General features: G+C 70.9%; 26 protein-coding genes. 12 read left to right on the top strand and 14 right to left on the bottom strand.

The window, feature by feature from the left end:
- Positions 1-73 precede the first annotated feature (73 nt).
- The 7 genes from ACFV2J_RS05550 to ACFV2J_RS05520 all read right to left on the bottom strand — a co-directional run bounded on the left by ACFV2J_RS05550 (position 74) and on the right by ACFV2J_RS05520 (position 9,133).
- The gene (locus ACFV2J_RS05550) at positions 74-1,285 is read right to left on the bottom strand and encodes a PP2C family protein-serine/threonine phosphatase (protein WP_385437432.1); all 1,212 of its coding nucleotides are present in this window, start codon (positions 1,283-1,285) and stop codon (positions 74-76) included.
- 131 nt (positions 1,286-1,416) lie between these two features.
- Entirely contained in the window at positions 1,417-3,999 is a 2,583-nt protein-coding gene (locus ACFV2J_RS05545) for a SpoIIE family protein phosphatase (protein ID WP_385093642.1), read from the bottom strand.
- Positions 4,000-4,220: 221 nt separating this feature from the next.
- On the bottom strand, positions 4,221-5,015 hold the full coding sequence (locus tag ACFV2J_RS05540) for a citryl-CoA lyase (RefSeq protein ID WP_385093645.1): 795 nt from the start codon (positions 5,013-5,015) through the stop codon (positions 4,221-4,223).
- Positions 5,008-6,255: a CaiB/BaiF CoA transferase family protein gene (locus tag ACFV2J_RS05535; RefSeq protein WP_385093648.1), complete on the bottom strand. Its 1,248-nt coding sequence runs from the start codon at positions 6,253-6,255 to the stop codon at positions 5,008-5,010. Before ACFV2J_RS05535 ends, ACFV2J_RS05540 begins: the two co-directional genes overlap by 8 nt.
- A gap of 3 nt (positions 6,256-6,258) precedes the next feature.
- The gene (locus tag ACFV2J_RS05530; RefSeq protein ID WP_385093651.1) at positions 6,259-7,734 is read right to left on the bottom strand and encodes an amidohydrolase family protein; all 1,476 of its coding nucleotides are present in this window, start codon (positions 7,732-7,734) and stop codon (positions 6,259-6,261) included.
- The gene (locus ACFV2J_RS05525; RefSeq protein WP_385437429.1) at positions 7,731-8,255 is read right to left on the bottom strand and encodes a DoxX family protein; all 525 of its coding nucleotides are present in this window, start codon (positions 8,253-8,255) and stop codon (positions 7,731-7,733) included. The genes ACFV2J_RS05530 and ACFV2J_RS05525 overlap by 4 nt, the downstream gene beginning before the upstream one ends.
- Positions 8,252-9,133 (bottom strand): dioxygenase, encoded by an 882-nt coding sequence (locus ACFV2J_RS05520; RefSeq protein WP_385437427.1) that lies wholly within the window; start codon positions 9,131-9,133, stop codon positions 8,252-8,254. The genes ACFV2J_RS05525 and ACFV2J_RS05520 overlap by 4 nt, the downstream gene beginning before the upstream one ends.
- A gap of 154 nt (positions 9,134-9,287) precedes the next feature.
- On the opposite strand from ACFV2J_RS05520, the gene ACFV2J_RS05515 reads away from it, so the two are divergent.
- Together ACFV2J_RS05515 and ACFV2J_RS05510 are read left to right on the top strand one after the other, a co-directional pair.
- Complete coding sequence (locus tag ACFV2J_RS05515) at positions 9,288-10,094, top strand: IclR family transcriptional regulator C-terminal domain-containing protein (protein WP_385089437.1); 807 nt, start codon at positions 9,288-9,290, stop codon at positions 10,092-10,094.
- 281 nt (positions 10,095-10,375) lie between these two features.
- Positions 10,376-11,167 carry a S1 family peptidase gene (locus ACFV2J_RS05510; RefSeq protein WP_385089440.1) on the top strand — a complete coding sequence of 264 codons (792 nt, stop codon included), beginning with the start codon at positions 10,376-10,378 and terminating at the stop codon, positions 11,165-11,167.
- Between the two features lie 91 nt (positions 11,168-11,258).
- Here the strand turns inward: ACFV2J_RS05510 and ACFV2J_RS05505 are convergent, their stop codons facing one another.
- Entirely contained in the window at positions 11,259-12,806 is a 1,548-nt protein-coding gene (locus tag ACFV2J_RS05505; RefSeq protein WP_385089443.1) for an MFS transporter, read from the bottom strand.
- A 56-nt stretch (positions 12,807-12,862) separates the two neighbouring features.
- On the opposite strand from ACFV2J_RS05505, the gene ACFV2J_RS05500 reads away from it, so the two are divergent.
- From ACFV2J_RS05500 to ACFV2J_RS05490, 3 genes are all read left to right on the top strand, one after another.
- The gene (locus tag ACFV2J_RS05500; protein WP_385089446.1) at positions 12,863-13,387 is read left to right on the top strand and encodes a winged helix-turn-helix transcriptional regulator; all 525 of its coding nucleotides are present in this window, start codon (positions 12,863-12,865) and stop codon (positions 13,385-13,387) included.
- Between the two features lie 437 nt (positions 13,388-13,824).
- Positions 13,825-14,892: an ABC transporter permease gene (locus tag ACFV2J_RS05495; RefSeq protein ID WP_385089468.1), complete on the top strand. Its 1,068-nt coding sequence runs from the start codon at positions 13,825-13,827 to the stop codon at positions 14,890-14,892.
- Between the two features lie 40 nt (positions 14,893-14,932).
- Entirely contained in the window at positions 14,933-15,442 is a 510-nt protein-coding gene (locus tag ACFV2J_RS05490) for a DUF302 domain-containing protein (RefSeq protein ID WP_385089449.1), read from the top strand.
- A 46-nt stretch (positions 15,443-15,488) separates the two neighbouring features.
- Here ACFV2J_RS05490 and efeU read toward each other — a convergent pair whose 3' ends face one another.
- The 3 genes from efeU to ACFV2J_RS05475 form a co-directional block, all read right to left on the bottom strand.
- On the bottom strand, positions 15,489-16,358 hold the full coding sequence (gene efeU, locus ACFV2J_RS05485) for an iron uptake transporter permease EfeU (RefSeq protein ID WP_385089452.1): 870 nt from the start codon (positions 16,356-16,358) through the stop codon (positions 15,489-15,491).
- A 21-nt stretch (positions 16,359-16,379) separates the two neighbouring features.
- Positions 16,380-17,522 carry an iron uptake system protein EfeO gene (gene efeO, locus ACFV2J_RS05480; protein ID WP_385437466.1) on the bottom strand — a complete coding sequence of 381 codons (1,143 nt, stop codon included), beginning with the start codon at positions 17,520-17,522 and terminating at the stop codon, positions 16,380-16,382.
- Positions 17,523-17,885: 363 nt separating this feature from the next.
- Entirely contained in the window at positions 17,886-18,275 is a 390-nt protein-coding gene (locus ACFV2J_RS05475; protein ID WP_385089457.1) for a BlaI/MecI/CopY family transcriptional regulator, read from the bottom strand.
- 235 nt (positions 18,276-18,510) lie between these two features.
- Here ACFV2J_RS05475 and ACFV2J_RS05470 point away from each other — a divergent pair, with 235 nt between their 5' ends.
- The 7 genes from ACFV2J_RS05470 (at position 18,511) to ACFV2J_RS05440 (ending at position 24,327) form a co-directional block, all read left to right on the top strand.
- Positions 18,511-19,719 carry a sensor histidine kinase gene (locus ACFV2J_RS05470; RefSeq protein WP_385089460.1) on the top strand — a complete coding sequence of 403 codons (1,209 nt, stop codon included), beginning with the start codon at positions 18,511-18,513 and terminating at the stop codon, positions 19,717-19,719.
- Entirely contained in the window at positions 19,716-20,396 is a 681-nt protein-coding gene (locus ACFV2J_RS05465; protein ID WP_385089463.1) for a response regulator, read from the top strand. The genes ACFV2J_RS05470 and ACFV2J_RS05465 overlap by 4 nt, the downstream gene beginning before the upstream one ends.
- Before the next feature lie 429 nt (positions 20,397-20,825).
- Complete coding sequence (locus ACFV2J_RS05460) at positions 20,826-21,167, top strand: hypothetical protein (protein WP_385089465.1); 342 nt, start codon at positions 20,826-20,828, stop codon at positions 21,165-21,167.
- A gap of 216 nt (positions 21,168-21,383) precedes the next feature.
- Positions 21,384-21,881, top strand: coding sequence for a winged helix-turn-helix transcriptional regulator (locus tag ACFV2J_RS05455; RefSeq protein WP_385083063.1), 498 nt, complete (start codon positions 21,384-21,386; stop codon positions 21,879-21,881).
- A 164-nt stretch (positions 21,882-22,045) separates the two neighbouring features.
- Positions 22,046-22,570: an SRPBCC family protein gene (locus tag ACFV2J_RS05450; RefSeq protein WP_385083064.1), complete on the top strand. Its 525-nt coding sequence runs from the start codon at positions 22,046-22,048 to the stop codon at positions 22,568-22,570.
- Complete coding sequence (locus tag ACFV2J_RS05445) at positions 22,570-23,634, top strand: LLM class flavin-dependent oxidoreductase (RefSeq protein WP_385437464.1); 1,065 nt, start codon at positions 22,570-22,572, stop codon at positions 23,632-23,634. Before ACFV2J_RS05450 ends, ACFV2J_RS05445 begins: the two co-directional genes overlap by 1 nt.
- Positions 23,635-23,895: 261 nt before the next feature.
- Positions 23,896-24,327, top strand: coding sequence for a calmodulin-binding protein (locus ACFV2J_RS05440; protein WP_385083065.1), 432 nt, complete (start codon positions 23,896-23,898; stop codon positions 24,325-24,327).
- A 227-nt stretch (positions 24,328-24,554) separates the two neighbouring features.
- On the opposite strand, the gene chvE is transcribed toward ACFV2J_RS05440, so the two are convergent.
- The 3 genes from chvE to ACFV2J_RS05425 form a co-directional block, all read right to left on the bottom strand.
- Positions 24,555-25,640, bottom strand: a complete 1,086-nt coding sequence (gene chvE, locus ACFV2J_RS05435) for a multiple monosaccharide ABC transporter substrate-binding protein (RefSeq protein ID WP_385083067.1) — start codon at positions 25,638-25,640, stop codon at positions 24,555-24,557.
- Positions 25,641-25,790: 150 nt separating this feature from the next.
- Positions 25,791-25,922 carry a hypothetical protein gene (locus tag ACFV2J_RS05430; protein ID WP_385083068.1) on the bottom strand — a complete coding sequence of 44 codons (132 nt, stop codon included), beginning with the start codon at positions 25,920-25,922 and terminating at the stop codon, positions 25,791-25,793.
- Positions 25,923-26,340: 418 nt separating this feature from the next.
- Positions 26,341-26,727, bottom strand: coding sequence for a hypothetical protein (locus ACFV2J_RS05425; RefSeq protein ID WP_385083069.1), 387 nt, complete (start codon positions 26,725-26,727; stop codon positions 26,341-26,343).
- Positions 26,728-26,871: the final 144 nt, after the last annotated feature.

The raw sequence follows: 26,871 nt of genomic DNA, 5'->3' as shown, positions 1-26,871 counted from the left end.
CCGTCCGCCCGGCACCCCCGGTCACAGCGCGGGGGCGGGGGGGCCGCTACCCCCGCGCCTCGGGCCGGGTGGGCTACCCCCCCCGCGCGCGCCCCCCCCCCCCCACGACCGTGTCATCGGTGGCGACGCTCAGCGTGGTCAGCTCTTCCGCCAGGTCCTCGGCGTCGTCCTTGTGGTGACGGGCGAGGTGGTCGGCGAGGCGCTGGAGGCCCTGGTCGATGTCCTCGCGGCGGCGCTCGATCAGCCCGTCGCTGTAGAGGACGAGTGCGGCGCCGTCGGCGTAGGTGGTCGTGGCCTGCGTACGGGGGCTGTGTTCGCGGCCGGCCCCGAGGGGCGGATCCGTCGCCCGGTCCAGGAACTGCACCGTCCCGTCCGGGTGGGCCAGGGCCGGCGGCGGGTGGCCGGCGCAGCTGTAGGTGATGCGGTGGTCGCCCTCGTCGATGACGGTCTGCACGGCGGTGCTGGCGAGAGCGCCGGCGATGGAACGCGCGTACATGTCCAGACCGTCGAGTGCGGTGGCGGGCCCGTCGACGACGCGCATGGCCGCGCTCAGGGCGCTGCGCAACTGGCCCATGATTCCGGCCGCCGCCAGCCCGTGCCCCACGACGTCACCGACCGCGACGGCGACGTCCCCGCAGGCGAGCTGTGTCACCTCGTACCAGTCGCCGCAGACGTTGAGCGTGTCCTCGGCGGGTCGATAGCGCACCGCCGCCTGGTGACGGTCGAGTCGCTCGGGCGCGGGCAGCATCGCGTCCTGGAGCGTGAGGGCGACCTGCCGCTCGCGAGCGTTGGCCTGCCGCAGCCGTTCGTTGACCTGCTGCAACTCGCGTGATCGCGCGTACAGTTCGAACTGCGTCCGCAGGCGCCGTTTGTCGGATTCCGGGCCGCACGCGCGCACGACCTCGGTGATCTCCTCCAGCCGGTGCACGACCAGGACGATGTTCCCGTCGGAGTCCAGGACGGGGGCGTTGATCGGGCTCCAGTAGCGCTCCTCGAACACGCCGGGTCGATCCGGGTCCTCCACGTCGTGGCGCATCGGTCCCGCGACGTCCTGGGCGCGGGTCTCGACCACCCGCCGCAGCGACGCCTGGAGGCCGTCCGGGCCTTCCGGGTCCTTCGGGAAGGCGTCGAAGACGTACCGGTCGACGAGCTGGTGCCGTGCGCGTCCCACCAGGCCCTGGTAGGACGCGTTCGCGTCCACGATGACAAAATCGGGCGTGAGCACCAGCATCGCGCTGGGTGACGCGTCGAAGATGCCCTGGTAATCGATCTCCGGATCCTTCACGGCGCATCCCACACACAGGGGCAAGGGCTCATGTTTTCGATGCCTCTGCTTCATGCTAGGCGTTCGACCCTCCGAACACGACCTTGTACAACCGCGGCCGGTCGCGGGACGCCGGCCTTCGCCGTGATCACTCACGTGCGACCGGCCCGACCGCGGCAGGCACCTGGTCGTTCCTGTTCGTCGACGCCTGTGCCGGATGCTCGCGGCGCCAAAGCGGGTACCGGTCGATCCTCCGGTACGGGCGCCCCACCACGTACCCGTGCGGGTGAGGGTACGCAGGACAGGTCCTCCTCGGCCCAGACGACCTTGCCGCCCGGCACCGACCGGGAGCCCCATCTGCGGGACAGCTGGGCGACCAGGAGGAGGCCCCGGCCGTTCTCGTCGGCGGAGCCCGCGCGCAGCGGACGCGGCGAGCAGAGGCTCGCGTCGGTCACTTCGCAGGTCAGGACCTGGTGCTGGATCAGACGCAGTCCGACCGGGCCGGCCGCGTGGCGAACGGCGTTGGTGACCAGTTCACTGACGATCAGTTTCGTGGTGTCCTCGAGACGTTCGAGGCCCCAGGCCGTCAGCTGACGGGCCGCCAGGTGCCGGGCGGTGCGGACCGAACTCTGGTCACTGGGCAGCGTCCAGGAGGCGACCCGGGCCGGGCTGAGCGAACGGGTCCTGACGAGCAGGAGGGTGACGTCGTCCGACGGTGCCGCTCCCGGCAGGGTCTCCGTCGCGCTGGTGCAGAGGTCCTCCAGGGAGCGACCGGGCTGGGCGAGGGCTGCGCCCAGGCGCCGCATCCCCACGTCGATGTCCTGGTCACGGGTCTCGACCAGGCCGTCCGTGTACAGGGCGAGGAGACTCCCCTCGGGCAGTTCCAGCTCCACGGACTCGAAGGGGACACCCAGCCCCATGCCGAGCGGGGTTCCGGTGGGAAGGTCGGGGAAGGTCACGCCGCCCTGCGGGTCGATGATCACGGGCGGGGGATGTCCGGCCCGTGCCATGGTGCACAGGCGCGTCACCGGGTCGTAGACGGCGTACAGGCAGGTGGCGCCCACGACCGCGGGAGGCTGGTCCGAGGCGTCGGCGTCCTCCTCGGCCAGGCGCTGGACCGTGTCGTCGAGGTGGGCCAGCAGTTCGCCGGGGGGCAGCTCCATGTCGGCGAGCGTGTGGACGGCCGTGCGGAGACGGCCCATGTTCGCGGCGGCGTTGATGCCGTGTCCGACGACGTCGCCGACGACGAGGGCGACCCGGGCGCCGGACAGCGGGATCACGTCGAACCAGTCGCCCCCGACGCCGTTCTCCATGTCGGCGGGCAGGTAGCGCGAGGCCGCCTCGACCGCCGTACCGCCCCCCAACCGGTGGGGAAGCAGGGTGCGTTGGAGCGCGAGGGCGGCGGTGTGCTCGCGAGCGTACTGGCGCGCGTTGTCCAGCGACAGCGCCGCACGGCTGACGAGTTCCTCGGCGAGGAGCAGGTCGACCTCCTGGAACGGCCCCGGATCCTCGGTCCGGATGAACAGCACCACTCCGAGCAGGGCGTGCCGTGCGCGGATGGGCACCACCATCAGGGAGTGCATCCCGTTCTCCTGGACCTTCCGCGCCCGTGCCGGGTCCGCGTCGATCCATGTGCCCGGAGCGCGGCAGAGGAACGGCTCCAGGTGGGGCCTCCCGGTGCGCAGGACGTCCATGAAGGGTGAGACGTGTGGCACGAGGACCCGTTCACCGAGCGCCCAGGGGGATTCCGGGATCCCTCGGTGGATCGAGGCCAGACCGGCACGCCGGAAGACGAGGCGCTCGCCCGACGAACCGATGTGGACGGGCGGCCCGTCGCCGAAGGGGACCGACTGCTCCAGGTCGACGGCGACGTAGTCGGCCAGCAGGGGCACGGCGAGGTCGGCCAGTTCCTGGCTGGTCCGCATCACGTCGAGGGTGCGGCCGAGACGGGTACTGGCCTCGCTGAGGATGGTGAGGCGCTCGCGCGCCCGGCGGCTCTCCGTGACGTCGATGCTGATGACGCACACTCCCAGCACCTGGCCGTCGGCGTCCTGGAGACAGAAGATGGACACGGCGAACGAGTGTTCCTTGCGCGGATCCGAGGGAAGGCTCAGCCGGTACTCCTGGACCCTGGTGGTGCCGGTCTTCAGCACCTGCCGCATCATCGTCTCGAGTGACTCGGCCTGGGCACCGGGCAGCACCTCGCTGAAGCGACGTCCGAGCCGTCGGTCGCGGGGGACGCCGTCGTGGCGCTCCATGATGTCGTCCACCCAGGTGCACCGCAGGTCCGGGTCGCGCACGACGACACCGATCGGCGTGCGGGTGAGGAGCGAGTCCCGCACCGACTCGTTCATCGAGCCCCAGGACAGCTTGCCGATGTCGGTCAGGGAGACGAGCCACCGGACCGCCCCGTTGGGCCCCCACAGCATCGAGATCCGCAGGCTGACATTGAGCACACGGCCGTCGCGGTGACGCACCGCCGTGGTCCCGGACCAGCCGTTCCGGGCACGGCAGCGCTCGACGAAGGCCGAGATCGTCGACACCTTCTCGGAGAACGGCAGGACGAGTGCCGCGGACCGGCCCACCACGTCACCGGCGGAGTAGCCGACGAGCCGCTCCGCGGCCCGGGTCCATCCCACCACCGTTCCCTGGCCGTCGAGCATCGCGATCGCCGAGTCCGACCTCTCGGTCGCGCTCGTTCGATCACCTTGCGTCACCATGTCCGTGCTGGTCATCGCCGTAGTCCTCAGGTAGCCGTGGAGCGCGGTACGGATGCGGCGAGCCGGCGCTCCGACGCCGCCGCGGCCACGGGAAGTGGCCGGGCGCGACGACCCGTACTCCGTCTCCGCGCTCTGGTCCAGATACGGGCGGAGTCAGCTAACCGACTCCATTCGCACCTTTCAGGCAATTGACCGGAAGAAGCACTTATATGTGACAAGTGGTGCGGAGTGGTTCCCTACCGCTCGTAGGGGCGCGGCGGGACCGATCGGTTGTTCAGGTCCACGGACAGGAAGATGTCCTTCGCGACGGGATCGCGCAGTTCTTCGGCGAGCTGGCCGATGAGTCCGGCGGTGCGGGCGAGCAGCGCGAAGGCGCGCAGGAGCTCCAGGGGCAGGCCGAGATCCGCGAGCGCGGCCCCGCACACCCCGGCACCGTTGAGCGGCAGCGTCCGGCCCAGCACCTGTGGGTGGACACGGCCGATGGCGGCGAACAGGGAGAGATGCGGGCCGGCCGTCCCTTCCTCGTGGGCGATCCGGAACAGCCGTGCGGTGCGGGGGTCGCCCTGCTTGTGCACGTGATGTCCCAGCCCCGGGACGAGTCGGCCCGCTTCCCGCGCCGACCGCACCGCTGTCAGGGCGAGCGCGTCCCACTCCCCCTCGTCGGCCGGATGACCGCCCTCCACCCCGGCCAGGACCTCGTGCAGGAACCTTCCGCAGTCCTCGGTGACCCCCAGGAAGCGCGAACCGCCGCCCAGCAGGCCGGCCGCGAGTGCTCCCTGTACGGAGTCCGGGGCGGAGAGGAGGGTCAGCCGCGCCGTGATGGCGGTCGGCGTGAACCCGTGATCGGCGAGTGCGGCCAGCACCGCCTCGAAGACCCGGATCTCGCCCTTGGCCGGCCGGCGCTGCGTCGCGAGCCAGAACGCCAGCTCGCCGAAGCCGACCTCGCCCATGACCTCCTCGGCGAGGTCGTGGCCGAGCAGGGTGATCCGGTCCAGGGAGGAGGCGCCGAGCGCTGTCGGGTACTCAGGCATCGCCGCTCTCCAGCCCTTCGTGTACGCCGTCGCCGCTCTCCGGCCGCTCACGTACGTCCTCGGCGCTCTCCAGCCCTTCGTGTACGTCCTCGCCGCTCTCCAGCCACTTGCGGACGTCCTCGCCGTGTTCGTCGAGGGCGGGCGGCGGCAGCCGGTAGGCGGCCGGTGTCTCGGAGAAGCGGATCGGGTGCCGGGTCGTGGGCACCGCCCGCTCCCCCTCGCCGACCTCGACCACCGGGTCGAGCCCGAAGCGCTCGGCCATGGCGAAGCCGCCGTCGATCGTGTTGATCGGCCCGCACGGCACGCCCGCGGCCACCAGGAGGTCGAACCACTCCAGCGCACCGCGCGTCCTCAGCCGTTCCACCAGGATCGGCCGCAGCTCCTCCCGGTGCCCGGTGCGGTCGGCGTTGTGCAGGAAGCGGGGGTCGTCGGCGGTCCCGGGGATGCCGAGCACCTCGCACAGCCTGCGGAACTGTCCGTCGTTGGCGGCGGCCACGATCAGGTCCCGGTCGGCGGTCGGCAACGGCTCGTAGGGGAACACGCTGGGGTGCGCGTTGCCCATCCGGTACGGCACGGTCCCGCCGGCGGCGTACGCGGAGCTGTGGTTGACCAGCCCGGTCAGCGCCGAGGACAGCAGGTTCACCTCCACCAGCTGACCGCGCCCGGTGGCGTCCCGGTGCCGCAGTGCGGCGAGGATCCCGATGGCCGCGTGGTTCCCGGCCATCACGTCGAACACCGAGATGCCGGCCCGGTAAGCAGGTCCTTCGGGGTCGCCGGTGAGGCTCATCAGTCCGGAGATCGCCTGCACCATCAGGTCGTAGCCGGGAACGTCCCGCCCCGGGCCCGTACCGAATCCGCTGATCGAGGCGTACACCACGCCAGGGTTCACGGCGCTCACCGAGGCGTGGTCGAGGCCGTAGCGGGCCAGGCCGCCCGGCTTGAAGTTCTCGATCACCACGTCCGCCCGCCGGGCCAGTTCCCCGGCCAGCCGGGCGTCCCGCGGGTCACGGAAGTCCAGGACGACCGACCGCTTGCCCCGGTTGACACCCAGGTAGTACGTCGACACCCCGTCCCTCACGGGCGGCGTCCAGGTACGGGTGTCGTCCCCCGCCGGGCTCTCGACCTTGACCACGTCGGCGCCGAGGTCCGCCAGCAGCATCGTCGCGTACGGACCCGCCAGGACCCGTGAGAAGTCCGCCACCAGGAGGCCGTCGAGCGGCCCGCGCACACCGTCGGTCATGACTTACGACTCCTCCTGCCGCACGGCGACGCCCTCGCCGCGATACGTGCTGTAGGTGTAGGGGTTCGAGACCGGTTCGGTGCGCGGGATCTCCGGCTCCAACGCCTCCCGCCACGCCTTCTCGCCCAGCGTCCTGCGGGCGTACCCGACCGTGGCGCCCACGGCCTCGCGGGCCTTGGGCAGGTCGACGCCGACGAGCTCGTGCCGGTACTTCACGACCCTTCCGTCGACGACGACGGTGTCCACGTCGGCCCGCTGGGCCTGGTAGACCACGTGCCCGTAGGGGTGCAGGAGGGGGAACATGGCCGGGTCGCGGTCGTTCCTGATCAGGACGAGGTCGGCCTTCTTGCCCGGTGTCAGCGAGCCGATCCGGTCGTCGAGGCCGAGGACCCGCGCGCCGCCGAGGGTGGCCCACTCGACGACGTCCTGCGCCCGCAGCGTGTGGTGGACCACCGTCTCGCCGGCCGCGTGGGCCTCCAGGTGTTCGCGGGCGCGGTCGGCGGAGAGCGTGGCCCGCATCGCGGAGAAGAGGTCGCCGCTGAACCACACGCTGGTGTCCATGGACAGCGACACCGGGATGCCGTGCCGACGCAGCCGCCAGGTGGGCGGGTATCCCTGACCGGCGTTCTGCTCGCTCTCCGCCGACACCGACACCCTGCCGCCGGAAGCGGCGATCCGCTGGTAGGAGTCCTCGCTGAGGGTCGAGGAGTGCACATAGGTGACGTCGGGGGTCATGAAACCGTGGTCCCACATCAGCCGGATGCCGTCGTCGCCCGTCGCGCCCCAGACCCCGGCGTGGGTGGTGACCGGCACGCCGAGTTCGCGGGCCGCCTCGAACGCGGCCTTCTCCGGGAACGCGGCGTCGCCCGTGACGTCGAACGCCAGCTGGAGTCCCAGCATGTCGTCCCGCGCGGAGAAGTGACGGTCCACGAACCTCCGCATGTCCGGGGCCGTCGCCCACTCCCACGGCGCGCCCAGGAGGTTGCCGTAGGCCAGGACGAAGCGGCCCGGGACGGCCCGCAGTGCCTCGACGGCCGCGTCCGCGTGCTCGGGTGTGCGCAGGCCGTGCGACCAGTCCACCGTCGTGGTCACGCCCCCGTCGAGCGCCTCGACGGCCGACAGCAGGTTGCCCGCGTGGATGTCCTCGGGGCGGAAGATCTTGCCCCAGTTCAGGTAGTAGAAGACGAAGTACTGCGACAGCGTCCAGTCCGCGCCGAACCCGCGCAGCGCCGTCTGCCACATGTGCCGGTGCGTGTCGACCATGCCGGGCATCAGGATGCCGCCGGTGGCGTCCACCACGACCGCGTCCTCGGGCGCCGTCAGCGCGTGCCCGACACGCTCGATGCGCTCCCCGCGCACCAGGACGTCCCCGCCCTCCAGCAGGCCGATCTCGGGATCCATGGACAGCACGGTGGCGTTACGGAAGAGAAGCGGGCGGCCGGCGTCGAAGTCGTCGGCGCGCGGGGTGTCGATCGTCATGAAGTCACCTCGTTGTGCTGCTGGGCCCGGGTGCGCAGCACCCGCGACCGGAGGACGAGAGGTACCGCGGCGGCGGCCACGCCGACCACGAGCGCGGCGGTTCCCCACCCGTGGCCGTGCAGCGGGTCGAGACCGAAGGCGTGATCCAGGGACCACGCCCCCGGACCGGTGAAGCCGAGCACGGCGGCCGTCGCGCCGTACCAGAAGGGGACCTCGCAGCCGCCCTGTTGCGCCCAGAACCCGTTCGGTGCGGTCGCGACGGCCGCCACGGTCATCGTGCCGACGACGACGGCGCAGCCGCCGGGAGTGAGCAGGCCGCCGGCGAGTGACACCGCTCCGGTCAGCTCGGCCAGCCCGGCGAGCAGGACCATGGGCCGGCCGGGCACGAAGCCCCACCGTTCGAAGACGACGGCGGTTCCGTCGGGGCCGGCCCCGCCGAACCGCCCGAACAGTTTCTGGGCGCCGTGGCCGCACAGGAGTGCGGCGAGAAGGAGGCGCAGCAGGAGAAGGCCGAGGTTCACGGCCGTGTTCCGTCCGGGGCCGAGGGCTGCAGCACGAAGTCGAACTCGGCCCGCAGATAAGGCCCGTCGACGGTGCTCCCGTCCGGGGCGGCGCCGGCCGGGTGCTCGACGAAGTCCACGACCAGTTCGTCCTTGGTCCCGAACACGACGTCACTGTCCAGGTAGGGGGAGCCGCTGCGGAACAGATGGGTGATCAGCCGGTCGTGTCCGGGATGGTCGATGAGGAAGTGGACGTGCGCGGGCCGGAAGTGGCTGATGGCGGTCCGGCCGACGAGCGCGCCGACCGGTCCGTCCATCGGGATGGCGTAGCCGAGCGGCGCGATGGTGCGCACGCAGTACGTGCCGTCGGACCGCGTCCGGTACTTCGCGCGCAGCCGGGCCTCGTCGACCTCCGCGAGCTGTGCCTCGTAGGTGCCGTCCGCGTCGGCCTGCCACACGTCCAGGACGACGTCCGGCAGCGGTGTGCCGTCGAGTCCGAGCACCCGGCCGGTGACGAACAGGGGGGTGCCCTCGACTCCGTCGGACATGTCGAAGCCGTACGGGGCCGGCGGCGAACCGTCGATGTGGAACGGGCCGAGGACCGTGGCAGGCGTCGCGGCCGGTGCGAACCGGTGGTTGAGCTGTACGACGAGGGTGCTCAGGCCGAGCACGTCGGAGGCGAGGATGAACTCCTGACGTTTGTCGTCGCTGATCCGCCCGGTCGCCGTGAGCCACTCCACGGCCGCCATCCACTCGTCCTCGGTGAGCCGGACCTCGCGGGCGAACGCGTGCAGGTGCCGCACCAGCGCCGTCGTCAGCTCGGCGAGCCGGGGCGAGTGGGCGGTGGCCCAGCGTTTCTCCGCGAGGTCGGTGAGATTCTCCTCCGTCACGAAGGCCATGGAATCCTCCTTGGTCCGGCCTGCCCGACGTCCAGCGGACGGTTGTCCGCACAGCGGTCAATGTGCCGCATGGTTGAGAGCGAAACAAGACCTCTGCACCGACCAGAAGGATGCGTGGATGCCGGACCGGTGTCCGCTCGGCTAGCCTGGCCGTATGCGCCGAGACGGAAATCCCGAGTTCATCGAGGCCCTCGCCCGGGGGCTGGACGTGTTGCGCTGCTTCCGGCCGGGCAGCGAGTCGATGACCCTCAGCGAGATCGCCGGCGCCACGGGCCTCGCCCGCCCCACGGCCCGGCGGATCCTCATCACCCTGGAGCAGCTCGGCTACGTCCGCTCGCAGGAGCGCGGCTTCTCCCTCACTCCCCGGGTACTGGACCTCGGAAGCGCGTACGTCGGTTCGATGAACCTCTGGGAACTCGCCCGGCCCCACCTGCGCGACCTGGTCGAACAGACCAACGAGTCCTGCTCGATCGCCCAGCTCGACGGGTCCGACATCGTCTACGTGGCCAGGGTCGCCGTACCGAAGCTGGTCACCCTCGGCGTCACCATCGGTACGAGGTTCCCCGCCCTGCAGACCTCGCTCGGCAAGGTCCTGCTGGCCACGCTGTCCCACGACGAACTCGACAAGACCCTCGCCGAACCGAGCCGCTCCGGCGTCACCCCGCGCTGGACCCCGGACCGGGAGGAGATCCACGCCGTCCTGCGTGACGTGCGGGCCAAGGGCTGGGCGGTCACGGACCAGGACCTCGCGCCGGGCATCCGCTCGGTCGCCGCTCCCGTACGTGACGGCGAAGGCCGGACCGTCGCGGCCGTGAACGTCAACGCCCACGCCGCCGAGACCTCGGTGGACACCCTGGTGGACCATCACCTGCCCCTGCTGCTGCGCGCGGCGAGCGCCATCAGCGGCGACTGGGCGACGTGGCGGGCACGCCCCCTGGAGATCCTCGGCTCCACCCCCTGAGAGGCCCGGACCGGACGCCGCACGACGACCGGACGGACGCCGCACAGCGGTCGGAAGCGGATCGGGGACGACCGGTTCGTCGCCCCGCGCCGCGCTCACGCGTTCCCCGTCCGGAACCGGATGAGGCACCTCCGGTCGCGCCTGCCCGACGAATGGGGTACCGCCCCCTACGATCACCGACCGTTGCTCGATCGGCTCGGGGAGTGGTGCGTGACTCGGTTCGGGGCGTGGTGGACGGCTCTTTCGGGGCGGGGCGGATGACGGGGGGTTCCCGTCGCGCGGTGACCGCCGTGGTGGCCGCCTTCGCCCTGGTGCTCGGCATGCCGGCGGCGGCCGAAGGGATCGTCAGCGGCCGTCGGGTGACGTCACCGGCCACGTACCCCTGGATGGCGCAGATCCAGATCCTGCGGGACGGACGGCAGCAGGGCCTTTGCACCGGCACGCTGGTGAGCGGGAGTTGGGTCCTCACCGCCGGCCACTGCGTCGACAGTCCGGAGATCATGGTGGTCCTGGGCACGACCGCGCTCCGGACGGGGACGGACGGCTCGCTCCGGGTCGTCCGCGTGATCAGACACCCGCGGTACGCGACCGGCGGCCGGCTCCGTTACGACGCGGCGCTCCTGCGGCTGGACCCGCCGGTGCGGTTCGGTCGCACCGTCGCGCCCCTGAGGCTGCCGTCTTCCTCCCGGACCACGTCGTATCCGGGGCCGCTCGTGGTCGCCGGCTGGGGCCACACCCGTGAGGACGGTCCCGCCTCGGACACGCTGCTGGAGACGGACCAGGCGGAGAGCGGCCGGTGTTTCCACGAGGGGTTCGCACGCAAGGTGCACCTGTGCACGCTCATCCGGAACCACAGGGCCACCTGTTACGGCGACAGCGGAGCGCCCCTGATGCACCGCGACGGCCGGGGTGGGTTCACCCTCGTCGGTATCGCCAGCGGCATGGTCGGCGATCATCCGTGCGGAGCGGAGGGCCAGGAGAACTACTTCGCCCGGGTCACGGCCCTCGTGGACTGGATCCGTCACTACACCGGGCCGCTCGCGCGACACCGCGGACATGGCCGACCTGGCTGACCTGGCTGACCTGGCTGACCTGGCTGACATGTCGGCCCCGTCGGCAGCGGCCTGGTGAGCGGTCGATCCTGCGTTCCGAGGGTTCGTCGGGCTACGCCGCCGAGGGGCGGCGCAGGAGCCACACCGTCGGGACGGCCATCACGAGGAGCACGATCCCGGCGACCAGCCAGCCCAGGTGCAGGGCTTCGCTGAAGGCCTGCGGGACGGCGACGGAGATCGCGTGCGCCTGCGAGGACGCGGAGCCGCTCGTGCCGCCGTGGGTGATTCCCGCGACCACGCCGTCGACACGGCCGGCCGGGACGCCGGACGCGGTCAGCCGGTCGTGCAGGTACTCCGGGAAGCGGGTGGTGACCAGGGTGCCCAGCACGCTGGGGCCGAGCACGCTGCCGAGCTGGCGGAACATGTTGACCGACGCGGCCGCCATGCCGGCCTGGAGCGGGGGCACGCTGTTGACGGCCGCGGCGGTCGCCGGCGCCACCAGGACGGCCGAACCGGCGCCGGCGATGAACAGACCGGGCCACATGGCCCCGTACCCGCTGAGGGGTCCGGCCGCCAGGAGTGCGAAGGCACCGGCGCCCATGAGGACGAGGCCGGTGGTGAGCGTGGCGGCGATGCCGATCCTGCGGACCAGGCGGCCGGCGACCGCGCTGACGACGATGTAGGTGGCGAACATCGGGAGCAGCTTCACGCCCGTCGTCAGGGCGTTGTCGTGGGCGACCCGCTCCAGGTGCAGGACGGCGAGGAGCGAGATGCCGACGAAGCCGAACATGGTGACGGCGCTGATGCCCATCACGGTCGTGAACGAGGCGTTCTTGAACAGCCGCAGCTGCAACATGGGGTCGTCGTGGCGGAGTTCGACCCGGACGAAGGCCGCCAGCGAGACGACGAAGACCGCGTACGCGGCGATGATGACGGGGCTGCCGTAACCGGTGGAGCCACCCTGGATGATCGCGTACGTCGCCGACGCGACGGCGAGGGTGCCGAGCACGACGCCCGCCGGGTCGAACCGGCGTGTCGGGTGCTTGCTCTCGGTCACCAGCAGCGGGGTGAGGATCAGGGTGAGCACGCCGATGACCACGTTGGTGAGGAAGACGGCGTGCCACGACACCCGGTCGAGCAGTACGCCCGCCACCAGCGGTCCGACCGCCAGCCCGAGGCCCGCGCAGCTCGCCCAGACGCTGATGGCACCGGTGCGTTCGTGGGGCTCGGTGAACGTGTGGCTCACGATCGCCAGGCTGGCGGGGAGGACGGCCGCCGCGCCGACTCCCATCAACGCCTGGGCCGCGATGAGCAGGCCGGCGTTGCCCGCCAGGAAGGCGATCAGGCTGCCGACCGTGAAGAGCGTGACGCCCGACAGAAGGGTCCGCCGCCGCCCGAAGATGTCGCTCAGGGTGCCGGCCGACAGCACCAGACTCACCAGGGCGAGGCTGAAGGCACTGCTCACCCAGACCGTGGTGCTCGCCGAGAGGTGCAGGTCGTCCTGGAGGGGCGAGAGCGCCGAGATCGTCGAGGACACGTTGACGAAGACCATCATCACGCCCAGGCAGAGGACCAGGAGAGCCCACCACCTCCGCCTGTCCGGGAGGGCGGTCGCAGAGGTCTGAGCAGCACGGATGCTAGGCTGACTAGTGGAAACCATAGCCAGAAGATACCAGGCTGACTATGCACATGCGTAGTCAGGGAGAGCGTGAGGACATGACGGAGTCCAGCGGGACGCCCGAGACCGGTGTCGGGCCGGTGATCACCAGGACCGGCCGATTCTCCGACTACGACGACAGCGTGGCCGGCTGGTGCCACATGGAACACGCCCTGGAACTGGTCGGCACCCGGTCCGCGATGATCCTGCTGCGCGAGATCTACTACGGCGCACGGCGCTTCGACGAACTCGCACGGCACACCGGTCTGACCGAAGCCGTCACCTCCCAGCGGCTCAAACGCCTCGTCGACGCGGGCCTGCTCCAACGGCATCCCTACCGGGAGCCCGGCCAGCGGACCAGGTACGAATACGTCCTCACCGAGCTGGGCAGGTCGCTCTTCCCCGTGTTCGTCGCCCTGATGCAGTGGGGAGCGCGCCTCGGCAACGAGGGGGGCGTCGAACTCGTCCACGCCGGCTGCGGCAGCCCGGTCGGCGCCGTGGTGCGGTGTGCGGAGGGCCACGACGTCGGACTGCCGGACACGGCCGCGCGGTTCGTGTCGGACGGCGAACGCCGGGATCTCTGACTCCGCGTGGCGCGGGGTAGGCCTGAGGGACCACCGTCGGGCCCCGTGCCGCCGTGGGCCCGGCCCTCGACACGCACGGCCCGTGGCGGCCGTGGCCCCGTAACGGCCGTGGCCCCGAAGGGCCGTGACTGGCGCACGCACCCGTGGTCCCCCGGAGGACGGACACAAGATGCGGGTCGGCCCTGCCGAGGTCAGGGTGGTCAGTGCGTGACGCGGCCCGTCTCCCCCGGCGGTGCCCTCCGCCCGGGACCGGCCCCGCAGCGCGAGGGGCCGGGACCCGCGGAGTCCCCTCACTCGCCCGGGCCGGCCTTTCCGTCGGCCGTGCCCACGAAGGGATGGCGGGAGCACACCGCCTGATGGACCGGGGCGCCGCGGACCTCTTCCACAAGGCCTCCTTCCGGATGCGCGGCCAGGCCGTCCCACCTAGCGTCAACGCCATGGCAGAGCCGGACGCGCGGGGCGACCCCGCCCACGAGGCCCACCGACGGCCGGCGTGGGCGAAGCGGTGGAGGTCCTTCGCGCGTTCCCCTTTCCTGCCCGCGACGGTGATCGTGCTCCTGGTCTCGACGGTGGCGGGCATCTTCGCGTGGTCCTACACGTACGCCTTCGCCAACCCGACACCGCACCGGGTTCCGACCGCGGTGATCGGCCCGCCGGGCGCGGCCCACGGCGCCTTTCTGACCGGTATGGAGTCCGCTCTGGACGGCTCGTTGATGGTCCACAGGTACCCCGGTTACGCGCAGGCCAGGGAGGCTGCCGAGAAACAGGCGGTCTTCGCGATCTTCGACGTGCGCCAGGAGCGCACGGTCACGGTGGACGTCTCGTCCGCGTCGGGCGCGTCGGTGGCTCAGGTGGTCGAACAGGCGGCGCAGACGGTCGGAAAGGCCGTGGGAAAGGACGTCGTGGTGCGGGACATCAAGCCGAACCAGCGGGGCGACCCTCGCGGTCTGGCGATCTTCTACATCTCGCTGGCAGCCGTGGTGGTCAGTTTCGTGGGCGGGATCCAGCTCAGTGTGCACGCGAGGGAACTCGGCGCCGGTGCGCGCATCGCGTTCACCGTCGCCTACTCCCTGCTGGGGGCGTTCGCCATCGTGGCGGTCGTGGACTGGGGTCTCGGTGCGCTCGACCTGCCTTTCGCACCGGTCTGGCTGACGCTGGCCCTGACGATGTACGCGGCCAGCGCGGTGTTCCTCATGTTTCTTGTCCTGGTCGGACGGTGGGCCCTCATCCCGACATGGGGCCTGATGGTGCTGATCGGGAACCCCTCCTCCGGCGGCGCGGTCTCCTGGCCGCTGCTCCCCACGTTCCTGGGCCTGGTGGGCCGTTGGCTGCCGACGGGCGCGGCGATCGGGGCGATCCACACCGAGGTCTACTTCCCCGGATATCTGCACGCCTTCCCGTTCCTGGTCCTCACCGGCTGGGCCCTCGTCTCCACGACGGTCTTCTGCCTTCGGAGGGACCACCGGCCCGGAGTGGAGCCAGCGGTCGCCGCGCACCCCGAATGACCGTCGTCCATGTGTCGATCACGAAAGAAGGAGTCTCCGCATGCCCCGTCAGAGCCACACCGTAGTGCGCGTGGACGTCCGTACCGGAATCCCGTACGACGAATTCGTGACCGCGCTGGAGAAGGCGGCGCCACCGGTCGACCGATGGGCGTACGAGCTCATCGAGGAGACCGGGGGCACATGGGACGACGTCCGTGCCGCGATGGCCGAGAACGCGCCGCACCACCTGGTCCGCTACTTCCGGCTCAACGGCACCCAGGCGCTCAAGACCGCGGGACACAGCGTCAGGTCGATGGAGTACCTGACCGGCAATCACGTCATCGCCGAGAGCATGTTCCGTCACGATCCGAGGGCGCTGCTGTACGCGCCGCTGCGGATGCTGGTCCACAGCGACGAGGACGGCAACGCGGTGTTCACGATGCACCGGCCGAGCGACGAGTTCGGCAGTCTCGGCATTCCGGAGGTCACGCAGGTCGGCGAGGAACTGGACCGCCATGTGATCGAGCTGTTGCGGGTCTGTGGCGTCGACGCCTCGGAGGACTTCGCCTGACCCGCACGGCCCGGATCGCCCTGCTCAAGTGCCGCTCAGCTGCCGCTCATGACGGAGTCCCGGTGCCCTGGCCGGCCTGAGCGGGTGCTGCCCCCTTCCGCGGCTCGGGGACGCGCGGCGCGCGCTGCGGGGCGAGGAAGAGTCCCATGACCGGGACGACGTAGACGGCCCAGACGGTCACCTGGATGACGGTCGGGTCGGGCTGGAAGTTGAACACGCCCTTCAGCAGGGTGCCGTACCAGGAGTCCGGGGGCACGGTGGTGCCGATGTCGAAGGCGAGATGGCGCAGGCCGGGCAGGAAGTCGGCCTCCTGCAGGTCGTGGATGCCGTACGCGAGGACGCCCGCGGCGACCACGACGAGCATGGCGCCGGTCCAGCGGAAGAACTTCGCCAGGTTGATGCGCAGGGCGCCCTTGTAGAAGAGCCAGCCGAGCACGGCGGAGGTGGCAAGGCCCAGAAGCGCGCCGACGAGCGGACGGATCCCGTCGTCGGTGGCCTGCACGGCGGTCCAGACGAACAGCGACGTCTCCAGGCCCTCCCGGCCGACGGCGAAGAACGAGGTGACCACGAGCGCGCCGGTGCCGACGGCCAGTGCGGCGTCCAGCTTGCCCTGGAGTTCGCTCTTCAGATGGCGTGCGGTGCGCCGCATCCAGAAGACCATCCAGGTGACCAGGGCGACGGACAGGATGGACAGCGTGCCCCCGAGCGCCTCCTTGGCCTGGAAGGTGAGGGTGGAGGAGCCGAACTGCAGGAGGGCGCCGAAGGCCAGGGAGAGGGCGACCGCCAGGCCGACACCGGCCCACACGGGCCGGAGCTGACGCCGGTTGCCGGTCTTGACGAGATAGGCGACGAGGATGCAGACGACCAGACTGGCTTCGAGGCCCTCGCGCAGTCCGATGAGGTAGTTGCCGAACATGGGTGGACGTGTCCTTCCGGGCTACTTGACGACGGCGGCGGCGAGCTTGGACAGCGGTTCGGCCAGCGCGTTCACCGCGTCCGAGAGGTCCTTGCGCTGCTGGCGGCCGACCTTGTCGTACGAGGTGAACTCGTCACCGCCCTTGGTGGTGCGGTACTTGTCGAGCAACGTGTTCAGGGCGTCGAACTGGGTGTCCAGCTGCCCGGTCAGCCGCGGGTCGTTCTTCGCCGCGACGGGCTTGAGGAGGTCGTAGGACTTCTGGGCGCCCTCCAGGTTGCCCTTGAAGTCGACCAGGTCGGTGTGGGAGTACCGCTCCTCCTCCCCTGTGACCTTGTTCCGGGCGACCTCGTCCAGCAGGCTCTTGGCGCCGTTCGCCATCGAGGTGGGCGTGATCTCCGCCTGGCCGACCTTCTGCACCCAGGCGTTCAGGTCCGTCATCAGCCGGTCGGCGAGCTGCTTCTCCCGGTCACCGATCCGGCCGTCCTGCCACAGCGCCTTCTCCAGCCGGTGCCAGCCGGTCCAGTCCTTGGCCGGGTCCTGACCGGCCCCCAGACCGTCCTCACGGATGTCGACCTTGGGGTCGATGTCGCCGAAGGACTCCGCGACGGGTTCGGTGCGTTCCCAGCCGATGCGTGAGGGTGCGTACAGCTTCTTGGCGCTCGCCAGGTCGCCCGCCCTGACCGCGTCGGCGAACGCCCGGGCCTTCGGGAGGGTCTCCTGCGCCTGTCCCAGGACGTAACCGCGATAGGCGGCGACCGCCGCGTCGGCCGCGGGACTGCGCTTCGCGGCCGCGTTCGCACCGGTGACCGTCACCTTCTGCCGGATGCCGTCGCCCTTCATCCCCGGCTTGCAGGCGATCGCGTAGGCGCCGGCCTTGATCTCGGCCGTGATCGAGGTCGTGGTGCCGGGCCCGATGTTCTCCCGTTCCGCGGCGATCCGGTCGTCCGGGAACAACACGTAGACCTCGGTGACCTTGGTGCCCTTGTTGGTGACGTCCAGGGTGAGATGCCCCGCCGGGAACTCGGTCCTGGAGACCTCGCAGGACGAGTCCGAGGCCGTCACCCGGAGCGCGCCGTCACCTCCCGCGGCTTTCTGCGTGCAGCCCGCGAGAGAGGTCGCGGCCGCCACGGCGGTGGCCGCGGCCAGCATGTGGTGAGGTCTCATGGGCATGGCTGTGCCTCGTTTCGCGCAAGGGGGCAGGCGGGGCGGAAGGCCCGGCGCCGGAGTCTACAGAACTGTAGACACTAAGGGAAGGTTTACCTAAGGCGCCCTGGTCGAGGCGGCGCGGACCCCGTGCCACTCACCGTCAATCGGGGTGGTGCTTCCGGCAGTTCGGTCGCCGGGGTACGCCACTGTGCGGGAGCTCGATACACGTGCGGGGGTGCGACGGTCCGGGAATGCGGCGGGACCGCCCGGCGAGCGGGGACGCGACGGCGGCACCACCGACCGGTGCGCACGAGCGGCGCGGGTTCCCCGTCGGACGGCCGGTTCAGCCGGGAGTTCCGGCGGAAGCGCGGAGCGGGACGTTCACTGCCCGCCCTCTCCGCTCTCTCCGCTCTCTCCCAGAAGGCGCCTCAGTTCCGTCTCGTCCTCAGGGCTGAGTCCCTCGACGAACCGGGCCAGCACCGTGCTTCGGTCACCGTCCTGGTCGAGTGCGCGGTGCATACGACGGGCGGTCAGCCCATGGGAGTCCTCCACGGGGAAGTAGACGAAGCCCCGCGTGCCGGGACTGCGGCCGACAACCCCCTTCTCATGGAGCCGGGCCAACAGCGTCGCCACCGTCGTACGGGCCAGCGGCTGCGGCATCGCGGACCGCACCTGAGCCGCCGACTGCGGCTTCCCGGCCGCCCACAACGCCGCGAGGACGCTCGCCTCGAGCTCGCCGGCGGGTCGGCGTTCACCATCGGTGGCCGTCATGGCCCCTCCCTCTCCCCAAGGCACTCCAGAGCGCAGCAGATCAGATTCCACCGCGCGGCACAAACAAGGCGCCCGACGTCCGTGGGGTGACCCCGCCGTTCGCCGCCTCATGCACCCGCCGCGCCATTCACCCGCCCCCCACCATCCGCCCGCCCCGCCGTCGCCCGGGCTCGCCCCGGCGCTGTTGGCCCAGCGAGACAATGCCCGATCCGGCCGCGAACCCTACGGTGGTGGCATGGCGGCGATCATCGGTTGGAGACGGGCAGGGGGCTCCCTGGTGTCCGCGGGCGACGCTCTAGGTGCGGCGGCCCTGTTCGTACTGTCCGTCGTCGCCTCGTCGATCGAACCGCACAAGCACGCGTTCCTGGTGCGCTGGCCCGCCGTGCTGCTGGCGGCCATCGGCTGTTCCGCCCTGGTGTGCAGGCGCCGCCACCCCTTCGGCGTACTGGCCCTCACGGTCTGCTGCGGAGTCGTCTTCCAGATGCTCGGATTCCGGGAGAGTCCCGTGGTGACGAGTCCGGTACTGGTGTCCGTCTACACCGTGGCCCTGATGACCGACCGGCGCACCGCCTGCGTCGCGGCCTCCACCTCGGCCGCCGTCCTGGTGGGGGCGGCCGTCGTCTGGGGGTCGAGATCGTGGCTGGACCCGGACAAGGCGGCGACGCTGGCCTGGATGGCTCTGCCGGCCGCCGTCGGTGACGGGGTCCGTTCACGCCGCGCGTATGTGGCGGCGGTGGAGGAACGCGCGGAGCACGCCGAGCGCACCCGCGAGCAGGAGGCGCAGCACCGGGTGGCGGCCGAGCGCGTCAGGATCGCCCGCGAGCTGCACGACATCGTCGCCCACCACATCGCCCTGATCAACGCGCAGGCAGGAGTCGCCGCCCACCTCCTGGAGCGGCGTCCCGAACGGATCCTCGCGGCCCTGGAGGAGATCCGGGACGCCAGTCGTTCGGCCCTGGACGAACTACGCGTCACCGTGGGCTTGCTGCGGCAGTCGGACGACCCGGTGCCCCGCGATCCCCTGCCGGGCCTGGCGCAGGTGCCGGCCCTCCTGTCCTCGTTCGAACGGGCCGGACTGGCGGTGAAGCACACGCGGCAGGGCGACGCCGAACCGCTGGAACCGTCGGTCGACCTGGCCGCGTATCGCATCGTCCAGGAGTCCCTGACCAACGTGCGCAAACACTCCGGGGCGGATCACGCCCGGGTGTTCCTGCACTACGACCCCGCCTGTCTGACGATCACGGTCGAGGACGACGGCAGCGCGGGACCCCACGATCCCCAGCCGGGGGCCGGTCACGGACTGATCGGCATGCGCGAGCGCGCCGCCACCGTCGGCGGCAGGCTGCACGCGGGAGCGCGCCCCGAGGGCGGCTTCAGCGTGACCGCCGAACTGCCGTTGCGACCGGGCCCGGCAGTGGACGACCCGTCGGAGGAATGGCGATGACGATCCGTGTACTGCTCGCCGACGACCAGGCGCTGCTCCGCGGCACCTTCCGGATGCTGTTCGACTCGACCGACGACATGGAGACGGTGGGTGAGGCTGCCAACGGCCGCGAGGCCGTGGAACTGGCGCGTGCGCAGCACCCCGACGTCGTCCTGATGGACATCCGCATGCCGGTCATGGACGGCATCGACGCGACACGGATCATCTGCGAGTCGGAGGACCTGGCAGGGGTCAAGGTGCTCATCCTGACCACCTTCGAGGACGACGAGCACGTCACCGACGCGCTGCGTGCGGGGGCGAGCGGCTTCCTCGGCAAGGGTGCCCGGCCGGAGGAGCTCATCGAGGCGGTCCGTACGGTCGCGGACGGCGAGGCACTGCTCTCCCCGTCGGCGACCCGGGCGTTGATCGGACGGTTCCTGGCTCAGCCGGACCCGTGCCCGAGCGCCGTCCACGAACGGCTGGAGGACCTGACCCCGCGGGAACGCGATGTCGTCGGACTGGTCGCGCTCGGCCTGTCCAACGACGAGATCGCGGGTCGCCTGTTCGTCAGCCCGCTGACGGCCAAGACCCATGTCAACCGGGCCATGACCAAGCTGGCCGCTCGTGACCGGGCGCAGCTCGTGGTCATCGCCTACCAGTGCGGGCTGGTGGGCCCGGCGACACAGCCGGCCTCTTGACGGGTACCGCGTGACGGCTCGCTGCCTCACCGGCTCTCCGGACACAGGTCCGCCTGACGACCGCTCCAGGAACAGTGCCGCCCCCTGACGCACGCATGCCCACAGCACGTCCACCCACCCGTCTGCCCGCTCGCCCACCCGCCTGCCTGCCTGCTCGCCCGCCCGCCGCTCCGACGGCGACGGCGACGGCGACGGCGACGGCGGACCCAGCCCTGCGATGAGGGCACACCCTGCGAACGGCTTGCCAGGGCGCGTCTGCACCGGCCGTAGCCCGCCATCCCGGCTACCACGCCCGTGGTAGCCGGGATTCGCTGCGTGGGGACGATGTGCCGGGCCCCCTCCGTGGGCGAAAGTAGGAGCGTGAACCCCCAGGTGGCGAGCCTCTCGCACGGAGCGGCACACCACCCAGCACAGATAGGACACCCGATCATGCTCACCTCGACCAAGGAATGCGGCACGATCCGTGACCTCCTCGCCGGGCACGCACTCCAGGCCCTCGCACCGGCCGACGCCAGCGCGGTCGCCGCCCACGTGACCGCCTGCGGCGGCCCCTGCCGCGACGAGTACGACCGTCTCGCGGCCGTGCCGGCCCACCTGTCCCTCCTGCGCGAGGCCCTGGTCTGCGAACGGGACGCGAACCGGCGGACGCGCTTCGCCGACCGTCGCGAGTGCGGGCACGTGCCGATCCGCCGACGCAATCCGGCCCGGGCGGCGGTGGCCAGGCGACTCACACTGGCCCAGTGGGTCAGCCGCACCGCCTGCGTCCGGTGACCACGGCCGCAGAAGCCGGTGTCCGCGCCGCCCACCGCAGGCAGGCCGCCGCTCGTTCGCACCGGCGGGCGGCAGAGCCGTCGCACGGGCCGGACCGCCGGGCGCGGTGACCGCGGACGTGCTCGGCCCGGCCCGGCGACGACGGCCGTGACCTCCGCCCGGCCATCCCCTTCCGAGCTGCTGGGTCCTGTCATGAGACCCTCGTATGCTGGGCGCATGAGGCGGACTTCTTTTGCGAACTGGCCGTGTTCCATCGCGCGCACGATGGATCTGCTGGGCGACTGGTGGACGCCGCTGGTCCTCCGGGAGGCGTTCTACGGGATCAAGCGGTTCGACGATTTCCAGCAGGAGCTGGGTATCGCCCGCAACACCCTGACCGCCCGGCTCCGGCGACTGGTGGACGAAGGCCTCCTGGAGAAGAGGGCCTACCAGCAGGAACCGGTGCGCTACGACTACGTCCTCACCGACATGGGCCGCGACTTCTTCGGTGTGCTGGCGGCCATGAACAGCTGGGGCAACCGCTGGCTCAGCGGTGAGCAGGGACCACCGGTCGTCTTCCACCACGACCGCTGCGGGCACGAGAGCGCCGCCGAGGTGGTCTGCGCCGACTGCGGGGAACCCATGACCGCGGAGGACACCCACCCCCGTCTCGGCCCCGGATACCCCCGGCACCTCGCCGAACGCCCCGCCATCCGGCAGCGCTTCACGGCCTGACCCTCGCCCGACCACCCGCACCCGACCACCCCCGGTGCCCCGTCTCCCACCCCGCAGGCCGGGGTCGCTCTTCCTTGACAGGTGAGTTCATCTACGCAACTCTCAAGCTCAGAGCCGCTCCAGAGGCGGTTTCGGGCGGAATCGAGAGGAAGGCCGAGCGAGCCATGGAGTGGACGGGCGCGCGCTACGCGGACGGACCGACGGTCGAGGCACGAATCCGGATCGACGCACCGCCCCGGCGGGTGTGGGAGCTGGTCTCGGACATCCATCTCATGCCGACGCTCAGCGCCGAACTGCAGTCGGTCCACTGGCTCGACGAGGTCACGGCTCCCGCGGTCGGCGCCCGGTTCGTCGGCCGGAGCAGGCACGAGTCGCTCGGCGAGTGGGAGACGACCTCGTACGTCGTGGAGTGCGAGGAGGACCAGGTGTTCGCCTGGGCGGTCGCGGATCCACAACTCCCCAGCGCTGTCTGGCGATTCACCCTCGCGGCCACGGACGCCGGTACCGAACTGACCCAGTGGATGCAGATGGGCCCCGGCCGTTCGGGGCTTTCCTTCGCGATCGACCGGATGCCGGACAAGGAGCAGAAGATCGTGTTCGTACGGCTGCGGGAGTTCGAGCGGAGCATGGTCGGCACGGTCGATGCCATCAGGCAGCTGGCCGAGGACGCGGAAGGGTCCGGTGCGTGATGCGTTCAGCTACGACGATCGAGGCCTCGACGGGCCGCTGGAGCGAGACCGTCGACTTCGTGGTGGAGGCCGAGAAGCTCGGGATGGACATCTGCTGGGTGGCGGAGGCCTGGGGTTCCGAAGCCCCCTCCCCTCTCGGCTATCTGGCCGCGCGGACCGAGCGGATGCTGCTCGGCTCCGGGATCATCCAGCTCGCGACCCGCACCCCGACCGCCATCGCCCGCGCGGCCATCACACTGTCCGTCATCTCCGAGGGACGCTTCCTCCTCGGGCTCGGCTCCTCCGGCCCCCAGGTGATCGAGGGACTGCACGGCGTACCGTTCGCGCGCCCGCTGTCACGGATGCGGGAGACCGTGGACATCGTGCGGCAGGCCGTCGCGGGCGAGAAGATCGCTTACGAGGGACGGGAGTTCACGATTCCGCTGCCGGGCGGCCAGGGCCGGCCCATGCGGATGTCGATGCGTGCCGAGTACGACCTGCCCGTCTACCTGGCCACCCTGTCCCCCAAGATGCTGAGACTCACCGGGGAGGTGGCGGACGGCTGGCTGGGCACGAGTTTCGTGCCGGAGGGCGCCAATGCGGCCTACTTCGACCACCTGGACGCGGGCCTCGCCGCCGGCGGACGTACGCGTTCCAGTCTCGACGTCTGCCAAGGTGCCGAAGTGGCCTTCGCCGAGGACGAGGACGCGCTGCGCGCGATGGTGGCCGGCCGGAAGAAGGAACTCGCCTTCAGTCTGGGCGGGATGGGCTCCGCGACCACGAACTTCTACAACGACGCCTACAGCAGGCAGGGTTGGGCGGAGATCGCCACCGAGGTCCAGGAGCGCTGGCAGGCCGGGGACCGGGACGGGGCGGCGGGTCTCGTCACGGACGAGATGGTGCTCGGTACGACACTGATCGGCACGGAGGACATGGTGCGGGAGCGGCTCCGCGTCTGGCGTGCCGCCGGTGTCGACACCGTCCGCTTCTACCCCGCGGGCGAGTCGCTCGACGCCCGGCTCACCACTCTGGGAAGGGCGCTCGACCTCGTACGCGAGGTGGACGCCGACCGCGTGGACGGGTGACGGGAGGCCGTGGCGTCCCGCGGTCCGCGCCGGTCGACCGGACCCCGCCGGCACCGGCGGGCCGCCGGCCCCACGAAACCGCTCTGCCCCCTCCGAGACCCCACCACGTCACATCGCGTCGCGTCGCATCGAACGGTGAGGTGGGGGCGACCGGACTCGGGAAACCCGATCACCCTGGATTGTTCACCTTGAGTGACGAAGCGGCTACATTCAGTCACGACCGGCCGTGATGATCACGGCCCTAGGCACGGAGCTGCCTTCATGCGACGCATCACTTCCCGGATCTGCACCCTCGCGGCCACCACGCTGCTCGCCCTGACCGTCGGCCAGGCCGGACCGGCCGGTGCCGCCACCGACGCCGCGTACTTCAACCTGCGCGACGTCACCGGCCACAACTTCGTCGTCGAGATCACCAGGCCGGCCCTGATCCAGGAAGCCCGTGACATCGTCAAGCACGGGGACCGCAAGATCGTCATCGGCAGGATCATCAAGACCCAGGCCCGCTACAACCCCCAGTGGGACTTCCACTACAACCCCGACACCGTCAGCTTCGCGGACGCAGCCATCGAGGTCTGCGACTCCACCATCCCCTATGTCGAGGACCACTTGGACGAGGCCGGCGGCGCCTTCCTCCCCGGCCTCTACTGGTGCCCCTGGACCGGCCGTCTCACCGCCGAGATCTCCGCGCCGTAGAACGGCTCGCCACGCGCGACGGGTCCGGCTGTCCCACCGTGGGGCGGCCGGACCCGTCGCGTGCGAAGGCGGCGCCGGGAGAACGGCGGGCGCGGGGCCTCGGCCTGCACGTCCGGGCACCGGAGTGCGATGGCGACGGGGAATCTCCGGCACCTTCACCTCAACTCCCGGCAGCGAGACGTCGGTCGGAGCCCCGGCCCGAGCGGGGTGACGCCGCCTCCGTGCGGCTACTTGAGCTCGGCGTCGGTGTAGTAGCCGGTCGCGACCAGGGCGATCTCGTAGTTGGACTTGTCGACGCTCTTCGGCTGCAGCAGATAGGCCGGCACGGCCTTGGCCCCGTTCTCGTACGTGCGGGTGTCGTTGACCCTCACCTGCTGGTCGGTGAGCACGGCGTCGACCATGGTCGCCGTGACGTCCGCCAGCTCACGGGTGTCCTTGTAGACGGTCTGCGACTGGCCGCCCGCGATGATCGACTTCACCGAGGCGAGTTCGGCGTCCTGGCCGGTGATGACCGGCAGCGGCTTGGCGGTGGAACCGTAGCCGTGCGCCTTCAGCGCCGTCAGGACACCGATGGAGATGCCGTCGTACGGCGACAGGACCGCGTCGACAGTCTTGGTCCCGTACGACGTGGCGAGGACGTCGTCCATGCGCTTCTTGGCGGTGGGACCGTCCCAGCGCAGGGTGGTCACATCGGCGAGCGCGGTCTGACCGGACCGGACGATCAGTTGCTTGCTGTCGAGGTACGGCTTCAGGAGGTGCATCGCGCCGTCGAAGAAGTACTTGGTGTTGTTGTCGTCGGGAGAACCGGCGAAGAGCTCGATGTTGAACGGCCCCTTGCCGTCCTCCAGACCGAGCTTGTCGACGATGTAGCGGGCCTGGAGGCGGCCGACCTGCTCGTTGTCGAAGGAGGCGTAGTAGTCGACGTTCTTGGTCCCGAGAATGAGCCGGTCGTAGGAGATCACGGGGATCTTCGCGGCGGCCGCCTGCTGGAGCACGTTGTTCAGCGACTTGTTGTCGATGGCCGCGATGATCAGCGCGCTGACGCCCTGCGTGATGAGGTCCTGGATCTGCGAGACCTGGGTCTTCGGGTCGTCCTCGCCGTAGACCAGCTTCGTCTTGTATCCCTTGGCCTGTAGGTCCTTGACGACGTTCTTGCCGTCGGCGATCCAGCGCTCGGAGGCCTGCGTCGGCATCGCGATGCCGATGGTGCCCTCCTCGGGACTTCCCTTGTCGTCCTTGCCGCAGGCGGACAGGGTGAGAGCCACGGAGACAGCTCCGGCGAGGGCAGCGAGGGCAGCTCTTCGGTTGCGCATGATGATCGGTCCTTGTTCTTCTCGTCGTTGAGGAGATGACGGCGTATCGGATGACTGCGGGAAGGTGCTTCGGGCCGGACGGAGCGGACTGACCGCACCGCGTCCGGGCCCAGGTCTCACAAGTGGGTGCCGTGGGGGAAGATCCGTGGGCTACTTGGGCAGCCTGATCTTCGAACAGAGCGGCACGCTGCGGCGGATCGGCTCGGGGACCTCGCGGATCGGGCCGTGGCCACCGAGGTCGTCGGAGGTCTGGCGCACATCACCGCGGAAGTGAACCGCCATGGCATCTCGACGGGATGACCGGCGGCCAGGTCGCTCGGCGCATTACCGGGATTCGTGCTCAGGAGCCTCCGTGTCTCGCAGACGTGCCGCTCGGTGCGTCGGCGTGGCGCGGCACCGCCGGGGCCTGCCGACCTCGACGATCCCTGTGCCCGCGTACACCTCGACGCAGGTGGGCCCACGCCACGGCGTACCGGCAGGCGTGCGCCAACTCCGTTGACGCGCGGGGAAGTTGCCTTTCGCTGTTCGAGATTTCGCCACGCATTCGGAACGTTGGCGTGACACTAGGTAGCGGAGATGCGGAGTGTCAACGGGGCAAACAGGTAACGGTTCCGGAAAGGCCGTGGGGATCACCTCCGACCTCGGGCGGAACCTTTCCGGCGCCTCCCGCGGAACTCCCTCCCGGCAGGCGTAGCGGAACTCAGCGCGCGTCCGCGTAGTCCAGATCGGCCAGCAGTCTTTCCACGTCCGTCATGAGCGAGCCGTAGACGTACCAGGCACCCGGTTTGGTGAGGGTGCCCCGGCCGATCAGGTCGGTCATGGTGTCGTGCCAGTCCAGGACGCTGTCGAGCGCTCCGCGCAGCCGGTCCCGGGTCGCGCTCGGCGAGCCGGTCGCCGCACCGGGGTCGACGAACTCCTGGACGGCTGCCCCGGCCAGGCCCAGGGTCTCGGCGTAGCGGTCGAGGAACTGCTGCCCCAGATGGTGGTCCGTGTGGTGGTCATGGGCGTTGTCGGCCAACGTCCGCGCGATACCGCGCACCTGGAGGGTCGCCCCGCGCAATGTCCTGAACGCCTCGCCGTAGGTCACGTCCTTGCGCCTCGCGTGCGCGGCACACCGCGTGTTCCACCGCAGGCTCTCGTCGGGGGGGGGGGGGCGCGGGGGGGCGGGGGGGGGGGGGGGGGGGCGGGGGCGGGCGCGGGGGGGCTCCGGGGGGGGTGGGCGGGTGGGTGT

The organism is Streptomyces sp. NPDC059668 (assembly GCF_042734135.1).
In the GTDB taxonomy this organism is placed as follows: domain Bacteria; phylum Actinomycetota; class Actinomycetes; order Streptomycetales; family Streptomycetaceae; genus Streptomyces.
This window is presented reverse-complemented; position numbering and strand designations above follow the sequence as displayed.

Bases quoted from the DNA above. Each gene is read 5' to 3' on its own strand.
- ACFV2J_RS05545 (WP_385093642.1), bottom strand. From the start codon at position 3,999: ATGACCAGCACGGACATGGTGACGCAAGGTGATCGAACGAGCGCGACC.
- ACFV2J_RS05540 (WP_385093645.1), bottom strand. From the start codon at position 5,015: ATGCCTGAGTACCCGACAGCGCTCGGCGCCTCCTCCCTGGACCGGATC.
- ACFV2J_RS05535 (WP_385093648.1), bottom strand. From the start codon at position 6,255: ATGACCGACGGTGTGCGCGGGCCGCTCGACGGCCTCCTGGTGGCGGAC.
- ACFV2J_RS05530 (WP_385093651.1), bottom strand. From the start codon at position 7,734: ATGACGATCGACACCCCGCGCGCCGACGACTTCGACGCCGGCCGCCCG.
- ACFV2J_RS05520 (WP_385437427.1), bottom strand. From the start codon at position 9,133: ATGGCCTTCGTGACGGAGGAGAATCTCACCGACCTCGCGGAGAAACGC.
- ACFV2J_RS05515 (WP_385089437.1), top strand. From the start codon at position 9,288: ATGCGCCGAGACGGAAATCCCGAGTTCATCGAGGCCCTCGCCCGGGGG.
- ACFV2J_RS05505 (WP_385089443.1), bottom strand. From the start codon at position 12,806: ATGGTTTCCACTAGTCAGCCTAGCATCCGTGCTGCTCAGACCTCTGCG.
- ACFV2J_RS05500 (WP_385089446.1), top strand. From the start codon at position 12,863: ATGACGGAGTCCAGCGGGACGCCCGAGACCGGTGTCGGGCCGGTGATC.
- ACFV2J_RS05495 (WP_385089468.1), top strand. From the start codon at position 13,825: ATGGCAGAGCCGGACGCGCGGGGCGACCCCGCCCACGAGGCCCACCGA.
- ACFV2J_RS05490 (WP_385089449.1), top strand. From the start codon at position 14,933: ATGCCCCGTCAGAGCCACACCGTAGTGCGCGTGGACGTCCGTACCGGA.
- efeU (WP_385089452.1), bottom strand. From the start codon at position 16,358: ATGTTCGGCAACTACCTCATCGGACTGCGCGAGGGCCTCGAAGCCAGT.
- efeO (WP_385437466.1), bottom strand. From the start codon at position 17,522: ATGAGACCTCACCACATGCTGGCCGCGGCCACCGCCGTGGCGGCCGCG.
- ACFV2J_RS05475 (WP_385089457.1), bottom strand. From the start codon at position 18,275: ATGACGGCCACCGATGGTGAACGCCGACCCGCCGGCGAGCTCGAGGCG.
- ACFV2J_RS05470 (WP_385089460.1), top strand. From the start codon at position 18,511: ATGGCGGCGATCATCGGTTGGAGACGGGCAGGGGGCTCCCTGGTGTCC.
- ACFV2J_RS05465 (WP_385089463.1), top strand. From the start codon at position 19,716: ATGACGATCCGTGTACTGCTCGCCGACGACCAGGCGCTGCTCCGCGGC.
- ACFV2J_RS05460 (WP_385089465.1), top strand. From the start codon at position 20,826: ATGCTCACCTCGACCAAGGAATGCGGCACGATCCGTGACCTCCTCGCC.
- ACFV2J_RS05455 (WP_385083063.1), top strand. From the start codon at position 21,384: ATGAGGCGGACTTCTTTTGCGAACTGGCCGTGTTCCATCGCGCGCACG.
- ACFV2J_RS05450 (WP_385083064.1), top strand. From the start codon at position 22,046: ATGGAGTGGACGGGCGCGCGCTACGCGGACGGACCGACGGTCGAGGCA.
- ACFV2J_RS05445 (WP_385437464.1), top strand. From the start codon at position 22,570: ATGCGTTCAGCTACGACGATCGAGGCCTCGACGGGCCGCTGGAGCGAG.
- ACFV2J_RS05440 (WP_385083065.1), top strand. From the start codon at position 23,896: ATGCGACGCATCACTTCCCGGATCTGCACCCTCGCGGCCACCACGCTG.
- chvE (WP_385083067.1), bottom strand. From the start codon at position 25,640: ATGCGCAACCGAAGAGCTGCCCTCGCTGCCCTCGCCGGAGCTGTCTCC.
- ACFV2J_RS05430 (WP_385083068.1), bottom strand. From the start codon at position 25,922: ATGGCGGTTCACTTCCGCGGTGATGTGCGCCAGACCTCCGACGACCTC.